The 16,970-nt window shown below is 47.9% G+C and carries 17 protein-coding genes; 10 read left to right on the top strand and 7 right to left on the bottom strand.

Annotation, left to right across the window (positions count from 1 at the left end):
• The first annotated feature begins 276 nt into the window (after nucleotides 1-276).
• From QL223_RS00555 to QL223_RS00545, 3 genes are read left to right on the top strand one after another with little or no spacing between them, the layout of a single operon-like run.
• Complete coding sequence (locus QL223_RS00555) at nucleotides 277-693, top strand: DUF350 domain-containing protein (protein WP_281543544.1); 417 nt, start codon at nucleotides 277-279, stop codon at nucleotides 691-693.
• An 11-nt stretch (nucleotides 694-704) separates the two neighbouring features.
• Nucleotides 705-1,274 (top strand): DUF1190 domain-containing protein, encoded by a 570-nt coding sequence (locus QL223_RS00550; protein ID WP_281543543.1) that lies wholly within the window; start codon nucleotides 705-707, stop codon nucleotides 1,272-1,274.
• A gap of 3 nt (nucleotides 1,275-1,277) precedes the next feature.
• Entirely contained in the window at nucleotides 1,278-2,441 is a 1,164-nt protein-coding gene (locus QL223_RS00545; protein WP_281543542.1) for a glutathionylspermidine synthase family protein, read from the top strand.
• A 342-nt stretch (nucleotides 2,442-2,783) separates the two neighbouring features.
• On the opposite strand, the gene QL223_RS00540 is transcribed toward QL223_RS00545, so the two are convergent.
• The gene (locus QL223_RS00540) at nucleotides 2,784-4,229 is read right to left on the bottom strand and encodes a glyceraldehyde-3-phosphate dehydrogenase (protein WP_281543541.1); all 1,446 of its coding nucleotides are present in this window, start codon (nucleotides 4,227-4,229) and stop codon (nucleotides 2,784-2,786) included.
• A gap of 570 nt (nucleotides 4,230-4,799) precedes the next feature.
• On the opposite strand from QL223_RS00540, the gene ectA reads away from it, so the two are divergent.
• The 4 genes from ectA (at nucleotide 4,800) to QL223_RS00520 (ending at nucleotide 8,523) form a co-directional block, all read left to right on the top strand.
• Nucleotides 4,800-5,336, top strand: coding sequence for a diaminobutyrate acetyltransferase (ectA, locus tag QL223_RS00535; RefSeq protein ID WP_046303713.1), 537 nt, complete (start codon nucleotides 4,800-4,802; stop codon nucleotides 5,334-5,336).
• Between the two features lie 32 nt (nucleotides 5,337-5,368).
• Entirely contained in the window at nucleotides 5,369-6,634 is a 1,266-nt protein-coding gene (gene ectB, locus QL223_RS00530; protein WP_281543540.1) for a diaminobutyrate--2-oxoglutarate transaminase, read from the top strand.
• 14 nt (nucleotides 6,635-6,648) lie between these two features.
• Entirely contained in the window at nucleotides 6,649-7,035 is a 387-nt protein-coding gene (locus tag QL223_RS00525; RefSeq protein ID WP_281543539.1) for an ectoine synthase, read from the top strand.
• A gap of 69 nt (nucleotides 7,036-7,104) precedes the next feature.
• Nucleotides 7,105-8,523, top strand: coding sequence for an aspartate kinase (locus QL223_RS00520; RefSeq protein ID WP_281543538.1), 1,419 nt, complete (start codon nucleotides 7,105-7,107; stop codon nucleotides 8,521-8,523).
• Nucleotides 8,524-8,744: 221 nt separating this feature from the next.
• Here QL223_RS00520 and QL223_RS00515 read toward each other — a convergent pair whose 3' ends face one another.
• Nucleotides 8,745-9,617 carry an NAD(P)-dependent oxidoreductase gene (locus tag QL223_RS00515; RefSeq protein ID WP_281543537.1) on the bottom strand — a complete coding sequence of 291 codons (873 nt, stop codon included), beginning with the start codon at nucleotides 9,615-9,617 and terminating at the stop codon, nucleotides 8,745-8,747.
• 186 nt (nucleotides 9,618-9,803) lie between these two features.
• Here QL223_RS00515 and QL223_RS00510 point away from each other — a divergent pair, with 186 nt between their 5' ends.
• On the top strand, nucleotides 9,804-11,147 hold the full coding sequence (locus QL223_RS00510; protein WP_281543536.1) for a PLP-dependent aminotransferase family protein: 1,344 nt from the start codon (nucleotides 9,804-9,806) through the stop codon (nucleotides 11,145-11,147).
• Between the two features lie 72 nt (nucleotides 11,148-11,219).
• On the top strand, nucleotides 11,220-11,573 hold the full coding sequence (locus QL223_RS00505; RefSeq protein ID WP_002538220.1) for a DUF2750 domain-containing protein: 354 nt from the start codon (nucleotides 11,220-11,222) through the stop codon (nucleotides 11,571-11,573).
• 49 nt (nucleotides 11,574-11,622) lie between these two features.
• Here the strand turns inward: QL223_RS00505 and QL223_RS00500 are convergent, their stop codons facing one another.
• From QL223_RS00500 to QL223_RS00480, 5 genes are all read right to left on the bottom strand, one after another.
• Nucleotides 11,623-12,309, bottom strand: coding sequence for an MOSC domain-containing protein (locus QL223_RS00500; protein ID WP_281543535.1), 687 nt, complete (start codon nucleotides 12,307-12,309; stop codon nucleotides 11,623-11,625).
• A gap of 12 nt (nucleotides 12,310-12,321) precedes the next feature.
• Complete coding sequence (locus QL223_RS00495) at nucleotides 12,322-13,323, bottom strand: cytochrome c peroxidase (RefSeq protein ID WP_281543534.1); 1,002 nt, start codon at nucleotides 13,321-13,323, stop codon at nucleotides 12,322-12,324.
• A 233-nt stretch (nucleotides 13,324-13,556) separates the two neighbouring features.
• A complete protein-coding gene (grxB, locus tag QL223_RS00490; RefSeq protein WP_281543533.1) occupies nucleotides 13,557-14,228 on the bottom strand; it encodes a glutaredoxin 2 in 672 nt (223 codons plus the stop codon).
• A 177-nt stretch (nucleotides 14,229-14,405) separates the two neighbouring features.
• A complete protein-coding gene (locus tag QL223_RS00485; RefSeq protein WP_002538214.1) occupies nucleotides 14,406-14,555 on the bottom strand; it encodes a hypothetical protein in 150 nt (49 codons plus the stop codon).
• 95 nt (nucleotides 14,556-14,650) lie between these two features.
• The gene (locus QL223_RS00480; protein WP_002538212.1) at nucleotides 14,651-15,820 is read right to left on the bottom strand and encodes an MFS transporter; all 1,170 of its coding nucleotides are present in this window, start codon (nucleotides 15,818-15,820) and stop codon (nucleotides 14,651-14,653) included.
• A 276-nt stretch (nucleotides 15,821-16,096) separates the two neighbouring features.
• Between QL223_RS00480 and QL223_RS00475 the strand changes: the two genes are divergently transcribed.
• Nucleotides 16,097-16,846, top strand: a complete 750-nt coding sequence (locus QL223_RS00475; protein ID WP_281543532.1) for a calcium-binding protein — start codon at nucleotides 16,097-16,099, stop codon at nucleotides 16,844-16,846.
• Nucleotides 16,847-16,970: the final 124 nt, after the last annotated feature.

Genomic DNA, 16,970 nt, shown 5'->3' with positions numbered 1-16,970 from the left:
TTGGGTCTAAATGAGCGAATTATAGAAAGTGGGCTTTAATGAGACCTTGGTCATACAATATTTTTCATAGGTCGCTCGCAAACTCACTCATAGGAACGTTGTAAACCAATAATTCCAGCAATAACTGAGTGTCTTTAACTTTGAGACGATTTACCTCGCAAAGTCGTGATAGCTTAAGGCCGTTTTTCGCTAACAAACATAAGCTTATACTTATCGACCCCAGCAAGCCTACAGCTTAAGTGGGGATAATGATTAAAGGACTGACAGGATACCACTATGGATATGCTCGCCGGACTGCTTTCAGGTCTGCCAAACTTCATCATCTATTTTGCTGCTTCGCTGGCATTTGTGCTGATTTTTAAGTTCATCTACATCCGCATTACGCCTTACGACGAGTGGTCACTGATCAAAGATAAGCAAAGCGTAACAGCAGCAGTTGCTCTTGGTGGTGCATTCTTGGGTTACTGCATTGCCATTGCAGGTGCGGCGCAGAACTCCGTCGACATTGTCGACTTTATGGTGTGGGGCGTGATCGCCATGTTAGCGCAGTTCATTGCCTTCGCCATCGTTCGTTTTGTCATGCTAAAAGAGCTGACTACTCGCATTGAAAACGACGAATTGCCTGCCGGTATTATTTTGGCAGTCGTTTCTGTTTCCATCGGCGTACTGAACGCTGCGTGTCTGACCTACTAACGGAGGCAGTCATGAAACGGAGTCAAAACGTTATTCGTCCAACCATGGACAAAGCCGCCAAAGTGATCCCTTTTGCGTTTGTCGGAGGTATCTCAGGTTGTTTCTTCGAACCTGAAACTGAAGGTTTCGTGTTCCAGTCTGCACAAGATTGTGCGCGCTCTTTTCCAGATCAAATTGAAGAGTGTCGTATCGCCTATCAGGATGCACTGGCGGATGCAGCGCAATCTGCACCCCGTTATAACAATGAATATGAGTGCGAAGCCGACTTTTTAGATGGCTGTGATCGTTACAACAACTGGTACATTCCAGCGATGGCAGGCTTTTTCTTCGCCAACATGCTGGATGACGACTACTTCAAGAAAAAGAAGAAACGTTACTATTCCAGGCCACTGTATGGCTATCGTGGCAAGTATTATTCTGGCGATGGTAACTTCTATAGCTCATCGAGCAACAAATCGGTGAAGGTCTCTACCAGCTCAATCACCAAACCAAAATCCAGCGGCACCATCGGACAGGTCATGTCTCGCGGCGGCTTTGGTAAATCCGTCTCTCGCGCATCTTCTTCACGTAGCGGCGGTTAGAACATGTTCCGGCGGGATATCCCTGAGCGCCCTCACTGGCGCGAACTGGCAAAGCAATACGGGTTTGGATTTCATACCATGTATGGCGAACCTTACTGGGATGAAACCGCCTACTATCAATTCAACCTCAAGCAAATTGAGGAAGATCTGGAAAAACCTACCGAAGAGATCCATCAGATGTGTCTTGATGTGGTAGAGCGTGTCACCCGAAGTGATGAACTGCTGACCAAGTTCGGCATTCCCGAAACCATGTGGGATTTGGTCGCAGGTTCCTGGCGACGCCGGGATCCATCGCTGTATGCCCGTCTGGATTTCACCTACGACGGCGTGGGTCCTGCCAAGCTTTATGAAAACAACGCTGATACCCCCACTTCTTTGTTTGAAACCGGCTTCTGGCAATGGGTATGGCTGGAAGATGTGGTGAACAGCGGGCGCATCCACCAAAGTGCCGACCAGTTCAATATCCTCCAAGATTACATCATGGAGCGCTTTGTCGAGCTTGCTAAACGCCAGCCTGGTCAGACGCTTTATTTCAGTTGCTGTAAGGATACAGAGGAAGACCGCGCGACGGTTCAGTACCTTGAAGACTGCGCCAAAGAGGCTGGATTACACACGGGCTTTGTCTACGTTGAAGACATTGGTGTGAATGATGGCGGCGAATTTGTCGACATGAATGGACGGGTCATTCGCTGGATGTTCAAGCTCTATCCATGGGAGTTCATGTTCGATGAGGAATATGCCCAATTCCTGGGGAACGCGACCATTAATTGGCTGGAGCCGATGTGGAAGTCTGTGCTTTCCAACAAAGCACTGCTTCCGATGCTTTGGCAGCTTCACCCGAATCATCCCAACCTGCTGCCTGCCTACTTCGCGGATGATCCTAAAGCCTCTTCGCTTGCTGACTATGTGGTGAAGCCGTTGTTTTCACGCGAGGGCGCCAACATCGAAATCGTCAGAAATGGCGCGTCGACCTTTAAAACTGATGGGCCTTATGATATTTCCCAAGCTATCGTCCAGCAGTACCAACCACTGCCAAAATTCGGCGACAACTTCACCCTGATAGGCAGCTGGCTGGTCAACGATCGCGCTGCTGGGATTTCGATTCGCGAAGATGCCTCCCTCATTACACAGGATCTTGCCCGTTATCTGCCTCATATTATTCTCTAGGGTCTGTTGATCTTTGGTGATGATTTTTGCAGCAGTTTGTGGGGACTTTATGCAAGGCAGAGGCTTCGATGTGTAGCTAGCCTACATGAGAAGCTGATAACGCAGCAGAAATTCCCCACAAACGCTGCCCGAAGGGTTCAGCTCTAAGCGTTTTATGCTTTGTTGAGGTGTATTTGCTTAGAATGACTAGGCGGCACACACCTCGCCGCGCCTAAAACGCTTATAGCCAGAACAAAATTTAACCACCAAAGGTCAACAGACCCTAAGGTCTGTTGCTCTTGGATATAAAAAAAGCGACTCAGATGAGTCGCTTTGGCTTAGGGGGATGTTTTCTTTAAATGATTACTGCTGATTTACCGCAGGGATCACTGGATATTGGACGCCCGCCATCTGCTCTATGCAGTGAATCACCTGACAGCTGTAACCGAATTCATTGTCATACCAAATGTAGAGCACGCAGCGATTACCGTCGGCGATAGTCGCTTCGCTGTCTACCACACCCGCATAACGAGAACCTACGATGTCTGAAGAGACGATTTCAGTGGATTGGGTGTAATCAATCTGACCCGCCAGTGGTGACATCAGCGCCGTCTCACGCAGGTAGGTATTCAGTGAATCGCGGTCCACGTCTTTGCCCAAGTTCAGGTTGGCAATCGCCATCGAGACGTTGGGGGTTGGAACGCGGATAGCATTACCCGTCAGCTTTCCTTTTAATTCAGGTAAAGCTTTCGCAACGGCTTTTGCAGCACCTGTTGATGTCAGCACCATGTTTAATGAAGCTGCACGTCCACGGCGATCACCGTTGTGGAAATTATCAATCAGATTTTGATCGTTGGTGAATGAGTGTACCGTCTCGATGTGACCCGACTCCACGCCATAACGATCGTTCATCGCTTTCAGCACAGGTGTAATTGCGTTAGTAGTACAGCTTGCCGCTGACACTATGGTATCGCTGTCTTTGATGTCACCGTGGTTAACACCAAATACGATGTTCTTGATGTCACCCTTACCTGGTGCGGTCAGCAACACTTTACCTGCGCCTTTGGCGGTCAGATGATTACTCAGGCCAGCAACATCGCGCCACATGCCTGTGTTATCAACGACAACGGCATTATTGATACCATGCGCTTCATAGTCCACTTCAGAAGGATGGTTCGCGTAGATGATCTGAATGTAGTTACCATTCACGATCAGAGCGTTACGGGCATGGTCTACCAAAATGGAACCGTTAAAAGGCCCGTGAACAGAATCACGACGCAGTAAGCTGGCGCGCTTTTCAAGATCGCCATCTTTACCGCCACGTACAACAATCGCGCGTAGACGCAGTGGGTAGCCTGGTCCGCTTTTTTCTACCATCAGGCGCGTTACCAAGCGCCCAATTCGGCCAAAGCCATACAACACGATATCTCTGGGCTCCTTAAGACTCGTGGACGGCGGCAGGTCTGCGATTGCTGTTTTGAGGAAATCATCTAGTTGGGCTAAATCTTCATGGTCACGCCAGTAAACGTTCGCAAGACGACCAATGTCGATTCGGCAAGGAGAAAGTGGCATTTGTGCCAATGCTTCCAGAATAGGGAGTGTGTGTGCGGTAGTGACTTCCTGTCCTGTGTACCAGCGCGCTACACGGTGTGACTTCAGCAGATCAATCGTACTAGCGTTAATCACAGCACGACCATAAATTTGAATTTCGACGCCCTTCTCACGGTACAGCTTGCTAATGAGAGGTGACATGGTTTCTGCGTCGGCCTGACTTTGTTGCCATTGGGTAAGATGTTGTTCTGGACTCATCGTGACTTTCTTTGCCTTTTTGGGATTTAGGGTATAAAAGTGTAATCAGTAACTGTTTTTATTATTTTGGCGACGAGTCTAACGGCCAGATTATTATTAACCTAGCAAAAATAAGTCATTGTTTATCTCATTAAAATTCAGCCAGTTACTCCTCTTTCTGTTAAAATATTACAAGTGTAAAACGCTTTCATTTTCTTTCTCTTAAAATCTGATTGAAAGTTTACTACGTAAACCTTTCAGTTCTTTCCTCCAAATCAACTTAATATGCCTCACTAAAAAACGACAGACCCCAGAGCCTGTTGATCTTTGCTCAGCGAAACAACAACAGTTAACACGGGATCTGTCGCTGTATTCGGTTTTCACCTCTTATCGATACAGAATGATTAACTTAAAGCACATTGATTACACATCTAAATGTTTCAATTTTGCGTCATTTTTATTGAGCACATATAAAACAGCAAGTTATAGACATAAATATGCTTATTTGTGACTCAGACTTGATAAAAATTCCATCAGATGTATCATTTAAAGGGCTTAAATGCTTAGACCTCTAAAGGATTAATTGAAACAATGAGTACCGAGACGATACACCAGAGCGCGACATTGACGCGTTTGAGGACGGAAAACGACGCCTGGGTATTTCGCACTCCGCGAATCGAAGATGGCATCAGGATCCACGAGCTTATCGCCAGTTGTCCCCCACTCGATGAAAACTCCTCGTACTGCAACTTTCTCCAATCTTCCCACTTTAATAAGACCTGCATCCTCGCAGAGCACAAGGGTTCCGTAGCCGGATTCATTTCTGGATACCTAAAGCCAGAAGCCCCTAATGAGCTGTTTGTCTGGCAAGTCGCTGTTTCTCCGGAAGCACGCGGAAAAGGTCTCGCTTTTCAAATGCTGCAAGAGCTTTTGATGCGCGATCACCTCTCAGACGTCAATGTTGTAGAAACCACTATCACTGGATCCAACAAAGGCTCCTGGAGCTTATTCCGCAAGCTCGACGCCGCACATGGTGAAAATGGTGAAGTCACAGTGTTTCTCGACGAAAAACAGCATTTCAAAGGAAAACACGACACGGAGTTTTTGTTCCGCATTCCTTTGAAATAAAACCATTCTTAAAAATATAAAATGGATTCCAAATGGAAATTTTTAACAAGCAAGAGTCAAACGTTAAGTCATATTGCAATAGCTTCCCTGTTGTCTTTACCTCGGCAAAAGGGTGCTGGCTGACCACAGACTCAGGAGCACGCTACATTGATTTTCTGGCCGGCGCAGGTTCGCTGAACTACGGCCATAACAACCCAATTCTGAAAGAAGCCTTGGTCGAATACATTTCCAACGACGGCATTACCCATGGCCTGGATATGTTTACCGAAGCCAAAGCTGCTTTCCTAACCGCACTCCGTAATCACATCTTCGCGCCACGAAATCTTGATTACAAAGTGCAGTTCACCGGCCCAACCGGTACGAATGCAGTAGAAGCAGCGATGAAGTTGGCTCGCAAAGTGACGGGCCGAACCAACATCGTGACTTTCACCAACGGTTTCCATGGGTGCACCATGGGCGCACTCACGGCTACCGGTAACCAACACCACCGTGGTGGTGCCGGCACTCCGTTGTTTGGCACTTCCCGCATTCCTTATGAAGACTACGCTGGCATTGATGGCCTTGCGCTGTTCGAAGCCATGCTGAACGACAACTCTAGTGGTCTTGATAAACCTGCAGCAGTGTTGCTGGAAACCCTACAAGGTGAAGGTGGTCTGAATGTCGCTTCAAACGAGTGGCTACAGAAGCTGAGTAAAATCTGTAAAGCCCACGGCATTCTGTTAATCGTTGATGATATTCAGGCTGGTTGTGGCCGTACTGGCACCTTCTTCAGCTTCGAACCTTCTGGTATCAATCCAGACATTGTGACCCTGTCTAAGTCTATCGGCGGATACGGTCTGCCAATGGCGCTGGTGCTGCTGAAACCTGAGTTGGACAAATGGCTTCCAGGTGAACACAACGGTACTTTCCGTGGTAACAACCACGCCTTCGTTACGGCAACAAAAGCGATTGAGCATTACTGGCAGAATGATGATTTTGAAGGCCATATTGCCGAGCGCAGCCAACAGGTCTCCAAGACTATCGACCGCTCGCTGAAGCAACTTTCTTCGCTGTTCGTTCGCGCAAAAGGCCGCGGCATGATGCAAGGTATTGAGTGTAAAAGCGGTGACATCGCCAGCGCGATTTCGCGTCGTTGCTTTGAGAAAGGCATGATCATTGAAACCGCAGGTCCTGACGATGAAGTCGTGAAGTTCTTCTGTCCGCTGACAATCAGTGAGTCAGAGCTTGAGCAAGGTCTGCACATCTTTGAAAAAGCAGCTCAGGAAGTTGCTAATGAACTTACCCGCAAAGCGTCTTAAGGGAAATAAGAAACATGATCGTAAGAACTCTGGAAGAGTGTAGAAACAGCGAGCGCCGCGTAGCATCCAAAACCTGGGAAAGTGTTCGTATGTTACTGAAAGATGACCAGATGGGGTTTTCATTCCACATCACGACCATCTTTAAAGGCACTGAAACCCACATTCACTACAAAAACCACTTGGAGTCTGTTTACTGCATGTCTGGTGAAGGTGAAATTGAAGTGGTAGGTGGCGAAACTTACCCAATCAAACCGGGCACACTTTACATTCTGGACAAACACGATGAACACTTCCTTCGCGCTTACGAAGGTGCGGACATGGTAATGGCATGTGTATTTAACCCACCAATTACCGGACAAGAAGTTCACGATGAAAACGGCGTTTATCCGCTGGTAGATTAATAAAAATTAGCATCTTTTGGGGGCCATTTGCCCCCTTTTTTCTATTTACGACAGACAAGGATTGCAATTATGACTTACACCGTTGAGAAAATCGGCGGCACGTCTATGTCGGCATTTGATGCCGTATTGGACAACATTTTCCTTCGCCCCAAGAATCCGTATAACCGTGTATTTGTGGTTTCAGCCTATGGTGGTATTACCGACGCGCTTCTTGAGAGCAAGCGTTCTGGCGAGCCAGGCATCTACCAACTGGTTGCCAAGCGTGATGAACAATGGGCCGATGCCATCGATGCGCTCGAAGTGCGTTTGAAAATGATCAATGAAAACCTGTTTGCAGATCCGCTTAACCGAGCCCGTGCAGACAACTTCATTGCTGAGCGTCTGAAAGATGCCAAAGACTGTATTTCAAACATTCTGGCGACCTGCAGCTATGGTCAGTTCACGCTGCGCCAATACTTGCCACAGATCCGAGAGTTTTTATCTTCAATCGGCGAAGCCCACAGCGCTTACAACACTGCTCTGAAGCTAAGAACTCTTGGTGTAAATGCCAAGTTTGTGGATCTCTCAGGATGGGACAACAAGCTTTCCGGCACGCTGGATGAAGTGATTGTTGAAGCGTTTAAAGAGATTGATGTCACTACCGAGCTGCCAATTGTGACTGGCTATGCCTACTGCGACGAAGGCCTGATGAAGACCTACGATCGCGGTTACAGCGAAATGACCTTCAGCCGCATTGCCTGCCAAACCTCTGCAGATCTGGCGATTATCCATAAGGAATATCACCTCAGCAGCGCAGATCCTCGCATTGCAGGCCCAGAAAACGTTTTGCCAATCGGCCAAAGTAATTTTGATGTCGCCGACCAGCTAGCCAACCTCGGCATGGAAGCCATCCACCCGAATGCAGCTTCCGGTCTTCGTAAACAAGAAATTCCGCTACAGATCAAAAACACCTTTGAGCCAGAGCACAAAGGCACGTTGATCTCTCAGGCTTACCAGCCAGATTCCGAAAAGATCGAAATCATTGCAGGTCGCGACAAGGTTTTCGCCCTGCACATTTTTGATCAGGCGATGGTGGGTAACGTCGATAACGTCGGTTATGAACTGATGGAGATGATCGCTGACGAAAGCGTGAATCTGGTCGGTAAGGAGATGAGTGCCAACTCTCTTACTTACTACCTCAGCGGCGTCGCCAAGAACCTGAACAAGCTACTTTACCGTGCGGAAAAACGCTTCCCTGACTCGACAATCACGAGCCACATGGTTGCTCTAATTTCCGCGATTGGTTCACAGATCAATACCAACACTACCTTGAGCAAAGGTGTCCTGGCGCTGATGAACAGCGATATTTCACCGATTGCTGTTCACTCTTCAATGCGCAACGTCAACGTGCAGTTTGTGGTAAAAGACGAGATGTATGAAGGTGCTATTCGCGCATTGCACGACGAGTTTTTTGTGCAAGCAGCGAAGAAAGACAAGCAAGTCGCTTAATACCAATCACAGTAGGTAGATGGTCAGAAATAGCGCAGGAAAAATGCTCGAGAACAAGGCGAAAAATTTCGATAAGTAGTATTCTACAATCAAATTTTTCAACGCAGTTATCGAGCATTTTAACAAGCTAGGATGAGCAGATATTTACGACGATTGGTATAACACTCAAAGCAACTAAAAAAGGCCAGAGCAATCGCTCTGGCCTTTTGTGTTTTCAGTTCTTATTTCTGGCTGGCTTTAATCAGCACCGAGGTATCCATTCTTCCAAGCCCTTGCGCTTGAAGGCTGGCGTATTTTTCATCTACCTCTTTGGTGAGTGGTAATTCAATACCCTTGCCAGTGGCCTCATCCAAACATATCCCCAAGTCTTTACGCATCCAGTCGATAGCAAATCCAAAATCGAATTTGTCCTGCGCCATGGTGACAGCACGGTTTTCCATCTGCCACGAACCCGCTGCGCCATGCTTAAGCACGTTGACCATTTGTTCGATATCCAAACCCGATGCTTGCGCCAGAATTAATGCTTCACTTAATCCTTGCAAGATACCCGTGATGCAAATTTGATTGGCCATTTTACAGCGCTGACCCTGACCATTTTTACCCATCAAAACGGCTTGTTTGGCGTAAGCATCAATCACAGGCTTCACCGCATCAAATACTGTCTGGTCGCCGCCACACATCACGGTTAATACACCGTTTTCTGCACCTGCCTGACCGCCTGAGACTGGCGCGTCAATAAAGTGCACTTTTTTCTCCTGACACGCTTCGGCGAGTTCTTCAGCCAATGCCGCGGATGTGGTGGTGTGATCAACCAGCACACTCCCTGCTTTCATACTGGCCAGTACGCCATCATCACCATAAATCACACTGCGGACATCATCATCATTGCCAACACACACAAAGACCACATCACAGCCTTGTGCCGCCTCACATGGCGTAACGGCAAAGTCACCTTTGTATTCATCTGCCCAGGCTTGAGCTTTTGCAGTGGTACGGTTGAAAACGGTGGTGTTGAACCCAGCATTTTTGAGATGGCCAGCCATCGGATAGCCCATAACACCGAGACCGATAAATGCGACTTTTTCCTGAGCCATGATGACTTCTCCTTTTGGTATTCGTTGATGTCCGTAATGGAGGTTGTTTAACTATCTCTTGAGCGACTATAATTGCATCAATTGACATATGTCAATTTTAAATAATGACATAATTAAGTTATTTCAATTATTCGTACCTTTGGTCATAATTTAGTCCATGCCGCGAGCAGACACAGGGAAGACCTTTTGAGTGAAACCAAATTCAAAGACATTGCCAATCAGATAACCTCTCGAATCGAGCAAGGTATTTACGCTGCTGGGGCCAAACTACCGCCTCACAGGGAATTGGCCAATGAACTTGGCACCACGCCAGCCACTGTTTCAAAAGCCTATAAGCTGCTGGCGGAGTTAGGGCGCGTTGAATCATTTGTTGGGCGTGGTACTTTCGTTCGGGACAAGTCTGCTCTTAGTCAGGTTATCCAACCTCAGCATCAGGAATTAGATTTTAACTTTTCTATTCTCCAGCCCTGTTTGGGTTTGAACCTCAATGCACTTACTCAGGCATACTCCCGGGCAGCTGAAACCCTTTCACCAACGTTACTCGCGTATGCTGATGACTCAGGCCATTCTTCCCACCGGGCGGCCGGAGCAATCTGGTTACAGAAACATGGCCTTCAATCTGCAAGCTCCGAAAATGTACTGCTAACAAACGGTGCGCAGCACGCATTGTCGCTCTTAGTTGAAACCCTGACAGAGCCAGGGGACACCATCGCGGTCGAAGCCCTGACATATCCTGGCATTCTGGCGATTGCCAATCTCGCTGGCCGAGAGGTTGTCGGTGTTAACCTTGATGAAGATGGCCTCTGTCCCAAACATTTGAGGAAGGTGATCAAGCAGCACTCTCCGAAGCTGGTTATCTGCATTCCCTCACACCAAAACCCGACTGGCATCACCATGTCTGTTTCAAGACGTCAGGCAATCGCCGACGTCATCAAAGCCTCTTCAACTTATCTGGTCGAAGATGACATCTATGCCTTCCTGAATAATGCTCCTATCCCGGCTATTTCTGACCTGCTGCCGCAGCAAAGCATCTATATCACCAGTTTGTCGAAAGCCGTCAGTCCGGCGATGCGCTGCGGTTATATCAAAGCACCGGATACCTTGCTGCCTGTTCTGGCCGCTCATATCCGCGCGAACATCTGGCTGGCTTCTCCCATTAATTTCGCCGCTGCGACAGACCTGATAGAACAAGGCACCGCCTTTGAACTGGCCAGCGCACAACTTCGCGAGGCTGAGTATCGCCAAACCGTGACAGCAAATATCCTCAAAGACTTCTACGAAACAGCGTCGGGTTTTCATATCTGGCTGAAGTTGCCGGAGCATTGGCGAGTAGACAGATTGGTAGAAGAAGCGAAAAAGAGAGCGATTCTTGTCAGTCACGGCGGGTATTTTTCAGTCGGTGACACCCCTAATTGCGTCCGACTGTCGCTGATGGCTATCAGCTCAAGAGATCGGTTTGAAGAAGGGCTGGGCCAATTCGCAGAATTATTGGCCAGTAAGCCTATGCCATTCAGTGATTTCCTGAATTAACGACACGGGAATAAAGCACCTTTGGAATGAAAGTGTTACTCTAACTGCGAAATTTCCCATGAGAATTGAAAAATGAGCAAACTAACTGCAGACGTTCAGGCAAATCTGATGTTGTTCGTTGAAGAAACCAAGCGTACTAACGTGGTTTGGGGTCTGAAAAACGAAGAGGAAGGCTGGCTAGCTTGTGACTCGAGCGAGTTCGAAGAAAGCGAAGTGATGCCATTCTGGTCTTCAAAAGAAGACGCTGCGCAACACAACGTCGATGAGTGGGCTGATTTCGAAATCACTGAAATTCCACTGGATGTGTTCGTTGAAGACTGGCTTATCACGCTGGATGAAGACGGCGTGCTGGTTGGTACCAACTGGAATGCAGAGTTGGAAGGCAAAGAAGTCGAGCCTTCTGAGCTGGCGAAGATGTACCTGTAAAGGTCATTACTTCCAAAAAAAGCCGCGACCATGTTCGCGGCTTTTTTGTTTAGGCGAAAATGCCTTTCAGCCTTGGCGTCCAGTCTTCTACTTGCTGCGTTTCCATGCGTTTGTGGACGGTACGCGTCCAGCTAGCGGACAACCCTTCCTGTGCGGCAATTAATCTCAAGCCTTCCAGGTTTAGTGGATCACCAAAGTAGTAATCGCAGGTTTGTTTGATGGTCAAAGCGTTTTCGGCGCGCTCAATCAAAATCAGTGGCTCCGCAGCACTGACAAACCCGGGCGTGATCACACGGTACAACCAGCCGCATTTGGCTGTTTCCTGCATCACCTCTGAAAACGTCTCTACATCCCAACGCTTGTTGAGCTTGTAACAAGGTGACCGGGGCTGACTTACCTGAATTACGGCTTTACCCCACTGATATTTATCACCAATGCAGACATCGTCTTCTGTCATGCCTTCAGTGCTGACGTTTTCACCCATCCCTGCAGGCTGCCAGTCGGCCTTATCACCAAACTTCGTGCGCCAAAAGTCATAATGCTCAGAAGGATATTGATGCAATGCCCTTTCAACACCACCATGGTGTTTATCCGACGCGCACTCATCCCCTTGAAGCCCCAGCGCGGATAGGAATATTTCCCCTTCGATCGGTTGCTTTCCCATGGCGGTCATCATGCCAAACTGACTTTTCACTTTTCCGGTAAAGACCTTGGTGATGGGATACATTTTTTGCATCGTCCTTCCCTGTTATTCGTGATTCAAGAATTCGATTTTCTTTTTATTGTCGAGCGATCGCAGAAATGCTGTCATGTCGTCAACATCCTGCTCATTGAGTTTGACACCCAGTTGATGCCACGCCGTATCACGCACAGCCTGTTCCAGCGAAAATACTGCGCCATCGTGGAAGTAGGGTGAAGTCTGACCGACATTTCGCATCGTGGGAACTTTGAAGATGAAATTATCTGCGCTGTTTCCAGTCACTGACGCTCTTCCCTTGTCGATTTCATTGGGATATGGATTCACCAACCCCATTTTCATAAAGAGTTGGCCTCCCATCAAAGGGCCATTGTGGCATGCATGACATCCCACTGTAATAAACCGCTTCATTCCCCGCTTTTCCTGCGCTGAGAGTGCGGTGTCGTCACCCATCAGCCATTCATCAAATCTGTCTTGCGTCACCAATGTACGTTGGAACGCCGCTAAAGCTTGCGTGATGTTATTGAACACCAGTGGGTTTTCATCCTGAGGGAAAGCAAGGTCGAACTTGGGCTGGTAGCCTTTCTCTTTCAGTTTTCGCACTGCTTCTTCCTCGGAAGAAAGCGCCATTTCAACCGGGTTCAGAATTGGGCTTCTTGCCTGCTCACGCAACGTTTTCGCTCTGCCGTCCCAAAATTGTACGAATTGGAAACCTGCATTCCAGGTAGTGAGGCTATTACGGCTACCCTGCTTCCCTAATGCCCCTACAGACACCGATAACGGCTCTGTACCCGAGCCAGATTTATCCAGATCATGGCAACTGTTACACGACTGACTGTTATTGCCTGAGAGCGCGGTTTCAAAGTAAAGAGTCTTTCCCAAGGCAACTTGTTCTGAAGTGTCTTTCTCACTACCGGGCATAGCAGTCGGCATGACGCCAAACACACTTAAGCCCAATTGCCGCAGATCTTCTGATGCCATGACATCCAACGAAAACAACCACCCAACTGCCAACGCAGCTTTGCTTAACCTTGCCAAACTGTTTCTTTTCATGTGTTTTTTCCTTTCGCTGAGGATAGAAAAGACTTAACACATGGTTTCGACTCAATACAATTAATTTATCCGATAGCCATCCTCGGAATTATCAATGAAGATGATTCGCATCAATTTTGGACTGTTCTAGTTCATTGATTAAAAAGAAATATCGATGAGAAGTGCAGAATAGGCGGAAGAAAGGTCAAAAAAGAAGGAGCGCTATTTCGCCCCTCTTTTCTCAATTTTGCTAGTTAGGCTGTCGCGACCGGCGCCCCAACTGCCACACTGTCGAACAGCGCAACCCCCGTCAGTTTGGACACTTCATCCAAGTACTGACGAACATTGCCTGGATAGCGCAAACCTTTCGTCACTGTGTAGTTTCGAAGGAATGGGAATATATTGATGTCGTCATAGGTCAGCACGTTGTTGCGCTGTGAAGGTGGGACCAACCAATCAAGTTTCAGCAGTTCAACATTCAGCTTAGCAATGTACTCTTCGCTGTTAGCAAACGCCTCATCGAAAGACATTTTGATCATGGCTGATTTGTTTTTAGTAAACCAGGCTTTCGCTTCTTCACTCTGGAATTCCGGCAACTCAATCATCGTCCAACGCGGATAAATCAGGCGTGAGCCGAACTGGCCAGCAATGTTCATCCAAGCTGAAATACGCTCATCCATTGTACCCTCAGCAATCGCTGGATTACCGTCGAGATTGTCGAGGTATGAGGCGATATCCAGACTCTCTGCCATGTAGCTACCGTCTTCTTTTTGAAGGATCGGAACCAGGTTGGCGCCGACTTTTTCGATACGGGCGTCGACGTCGTGGTTTTGAAGATAAACCAGTTCCAGGTCTATCTTCCTCAAGCCTGCAACCATCATCGCTTTCACGCAGAACGGGCAGTGGTCAAACACAAACAGTTTCATGAGACATCCTTTTTGAAACAGGTGCGCCTACACTCTTGTGGCACAAATATGACGCGCAGATTGTAGAGCGTTTTCTCTCAAAGGAAAATGATGATGTTTCAAGGAGGATCACACCGCGATTAATTCGCGAACAAAATCTCATCGTCACAAAAAAGCCCCTTGTCGGGGCTTTTCAGATTATTCGAGTGGCTCTGTGGGAATCCAGCAGTTTTCAGCGTCATCGTTGGCATCTGACAACACCACCAGAAGCCCCATATCAACCATTTCTTTAAGCGTTAGGTCGTCGGCAAGATGCATGGTTTCTCCACGCTCGTTTTCCAGTTCCATATCACTCACTCCTCAACGGTGATTCACTAAAGATAGCAGTCGAAAGCCACTGAAAGCGGGTTTTCTGAACCCGAAAAACTGAGTAAAAGCGGAGTCTAAGCCTCCACTTTTTTCGGGGTTCGTGTAAACAACAGATAAATAAGAGGAACCGCACAAACAAAAGGCAGCATCACCAAATTCAGGGTCTGCCAACCTAAGTTCACCTCAAGGTTACCGGCCATCAATGCTGTCAGCGTGACGCTACCAAACACGGCAAATTCGTTGATTGCCTGGGCACGTGGCTTGTCTTGAGGCAGGTAAGTTTGGGTCAGTTGACTGGTCGCGCCGATGAACATGAAATTCCACCCGACGCCCAGCAATACCAGTGCAATACGGAAATGCCATTCAGAGACGCCGTTAAGGTTCACCAGAATACAGCCAACGAAAAACAGACTTCCAAGAAGTATCGTCATGCGTGCACCAATTTTTCCGATAATACTGCCGGTAAAGAAAGAGGGTACAAACATCCCCAGTACGTGCCATTCAATGACTAAGGCCGCCTGCTCAAAATGGAAACCGTGTTTATGCATGGCAATCGGTGTCACTGTCATCAACAGATTCATGACCGCATAAGCGACAACGGCTGCGATAACAGCCACTAGGTAACCCGGCGCTTTAAGAATTTGACCCACTGGGCTCTGGGCTGGTTGGTCTTGTGACGGTACAGCTGCGGGTAAGGCAATAAAATTCAATACCAGTAAAGAGAGAATATAAAGGACAGTGATTCCGATAAAAGCGCCACTGAAATGGGTACCAGGTAGCCAATGTTGGCTGGCAATAGCAAGGTTAGGTCCAAGAATCGCTGCTAACACGCCACCTGCCATGGACAGAGAAATCGCCTTGTCACGGCTTTCCGGGTCGCTCACTTCTATCGCTGCAAAACGATACAAGGTGCCAAAGCCAATGCCGATACCTAGTAACAAGGTACTAAAGCAAAACAGCCAAAACGCCCCTTGTTGCAGGGCATAGACACAAAGTAGCGCCCCGAAAATACCGATGATATTGCCCAGTCGGAAGCCATTCTTGCGTCCAATTTTCGCCATGATAAGAGACGCAGGAATCGTCGCCATCATCAGGCCGACAAACTGGGTTGAAACCGGCAGCGTCACCCAAGTGTCGCTGGGTGAGAGTTGTTGGCCTATCAATCCGTTTACAGATATCAGCACAATGTTGCCGCTCATTAACAGCGCCTGACAAAGTGCCAACAACCAAACATTTCTATTCATTCCATGAAATTCCTGAAAAGGCGGGACGAAGTTTCGAGTATCCCGCAGCATGTGATATACAGCAACCTCTTGGCCTGACTTTATCGACACTGAAAACCATAGCTTCCAACAATATAGTCATCCGGAAAATCTGCGAATCCGCTCAAACCCGCGCTCTACTTGGTGTAAGGAGTTCTAACACGCCTGTCTCGAAATTAGTTCATGCAAATCCGACAATTTGTGTGAATCTGTATGTGGTAGGAATTCACTATCAAATCAACAAGGAAGGTGCTGAACATGTCGGTGATTTCGAATGAGCCAGTTGAGATTTATGGCGAGTCTGATGTCGATTTCCTTTACGGGTCAATCCAGCGCGATTATTTCAACTTGGAACAAGACACTGATGATATCACTGTCATTGCTTACAATGGCGATGACGATATCTTTGGAAGCTACGGCGACGACCTGCTCGTTGGCGGCGCTGGTAATGACTTCATCTATTCTCGCTATGGTAGCAACGTCATGCGCGGAGGCTCGGGCGACGATCAACTGCTGAGTAAAAACCACCCCAGCGATGATCGTGGTGAATACCGTGATGTGCTTTCAGGTGGCTCAGGTAACGATGTGCTGTCATCAGAAAGTTCACAAAACTGCACCATGGATGGCGGCTCAGGCGACGACATTTTCTCCTTCCGCGATTTAGGGGCGGCGCAGTCTGGCGTCAGCTTTTGTATTGGTGGAGAAGGTGCGGACATATTCCGGTTCTACGAATTCGAAGCCCATGAAGATATCGACCCGACTAACTCAGTGGTTCGCATCAAAGACTTTGAAGTCGGTGTCGACAGCCTCAACTTCCACTATTACAGCGATGAATACCGCACGGATGAGGATACCTCCTACATCATCAAACAAATGGGTTCTAATATGGTCATCGACTTTGAGGACAAAGTGACCATTATGCTGCACGGTGTTGATAGCAATGCCGTTACCATGAGCGATCTCTTCGCCAACAACCAACCCGACCCAATAGACCCGATTTTGTATTGAATAGAAACAACAAGAAAGCATCGCTCAGGCGATGCTTTCTTGTTTGGTGACTGCGAAAAAAAACCTCAGCGCAAAGAGGCTGAGGCCATGGTCTGTGACCGTGGTGTTCAATGCCCTTTTCAGG

This window comes from Grimontia sp. SpTr1, from assembly GCF_947387585.1.
GTDB classification, from domain to species: domain Bacteria; phylum Pseudomonadota; class Gammaproteobacteria; order Enterobacterales; family Vibrionaceae; genus Enterovibrio; species Enterovibrio indicus.
The sequence above is the reverse complement of the archived record's forward strand: the minus strand, read 5'-3'. Positions and strand labels throughout refer to the sequence as shown.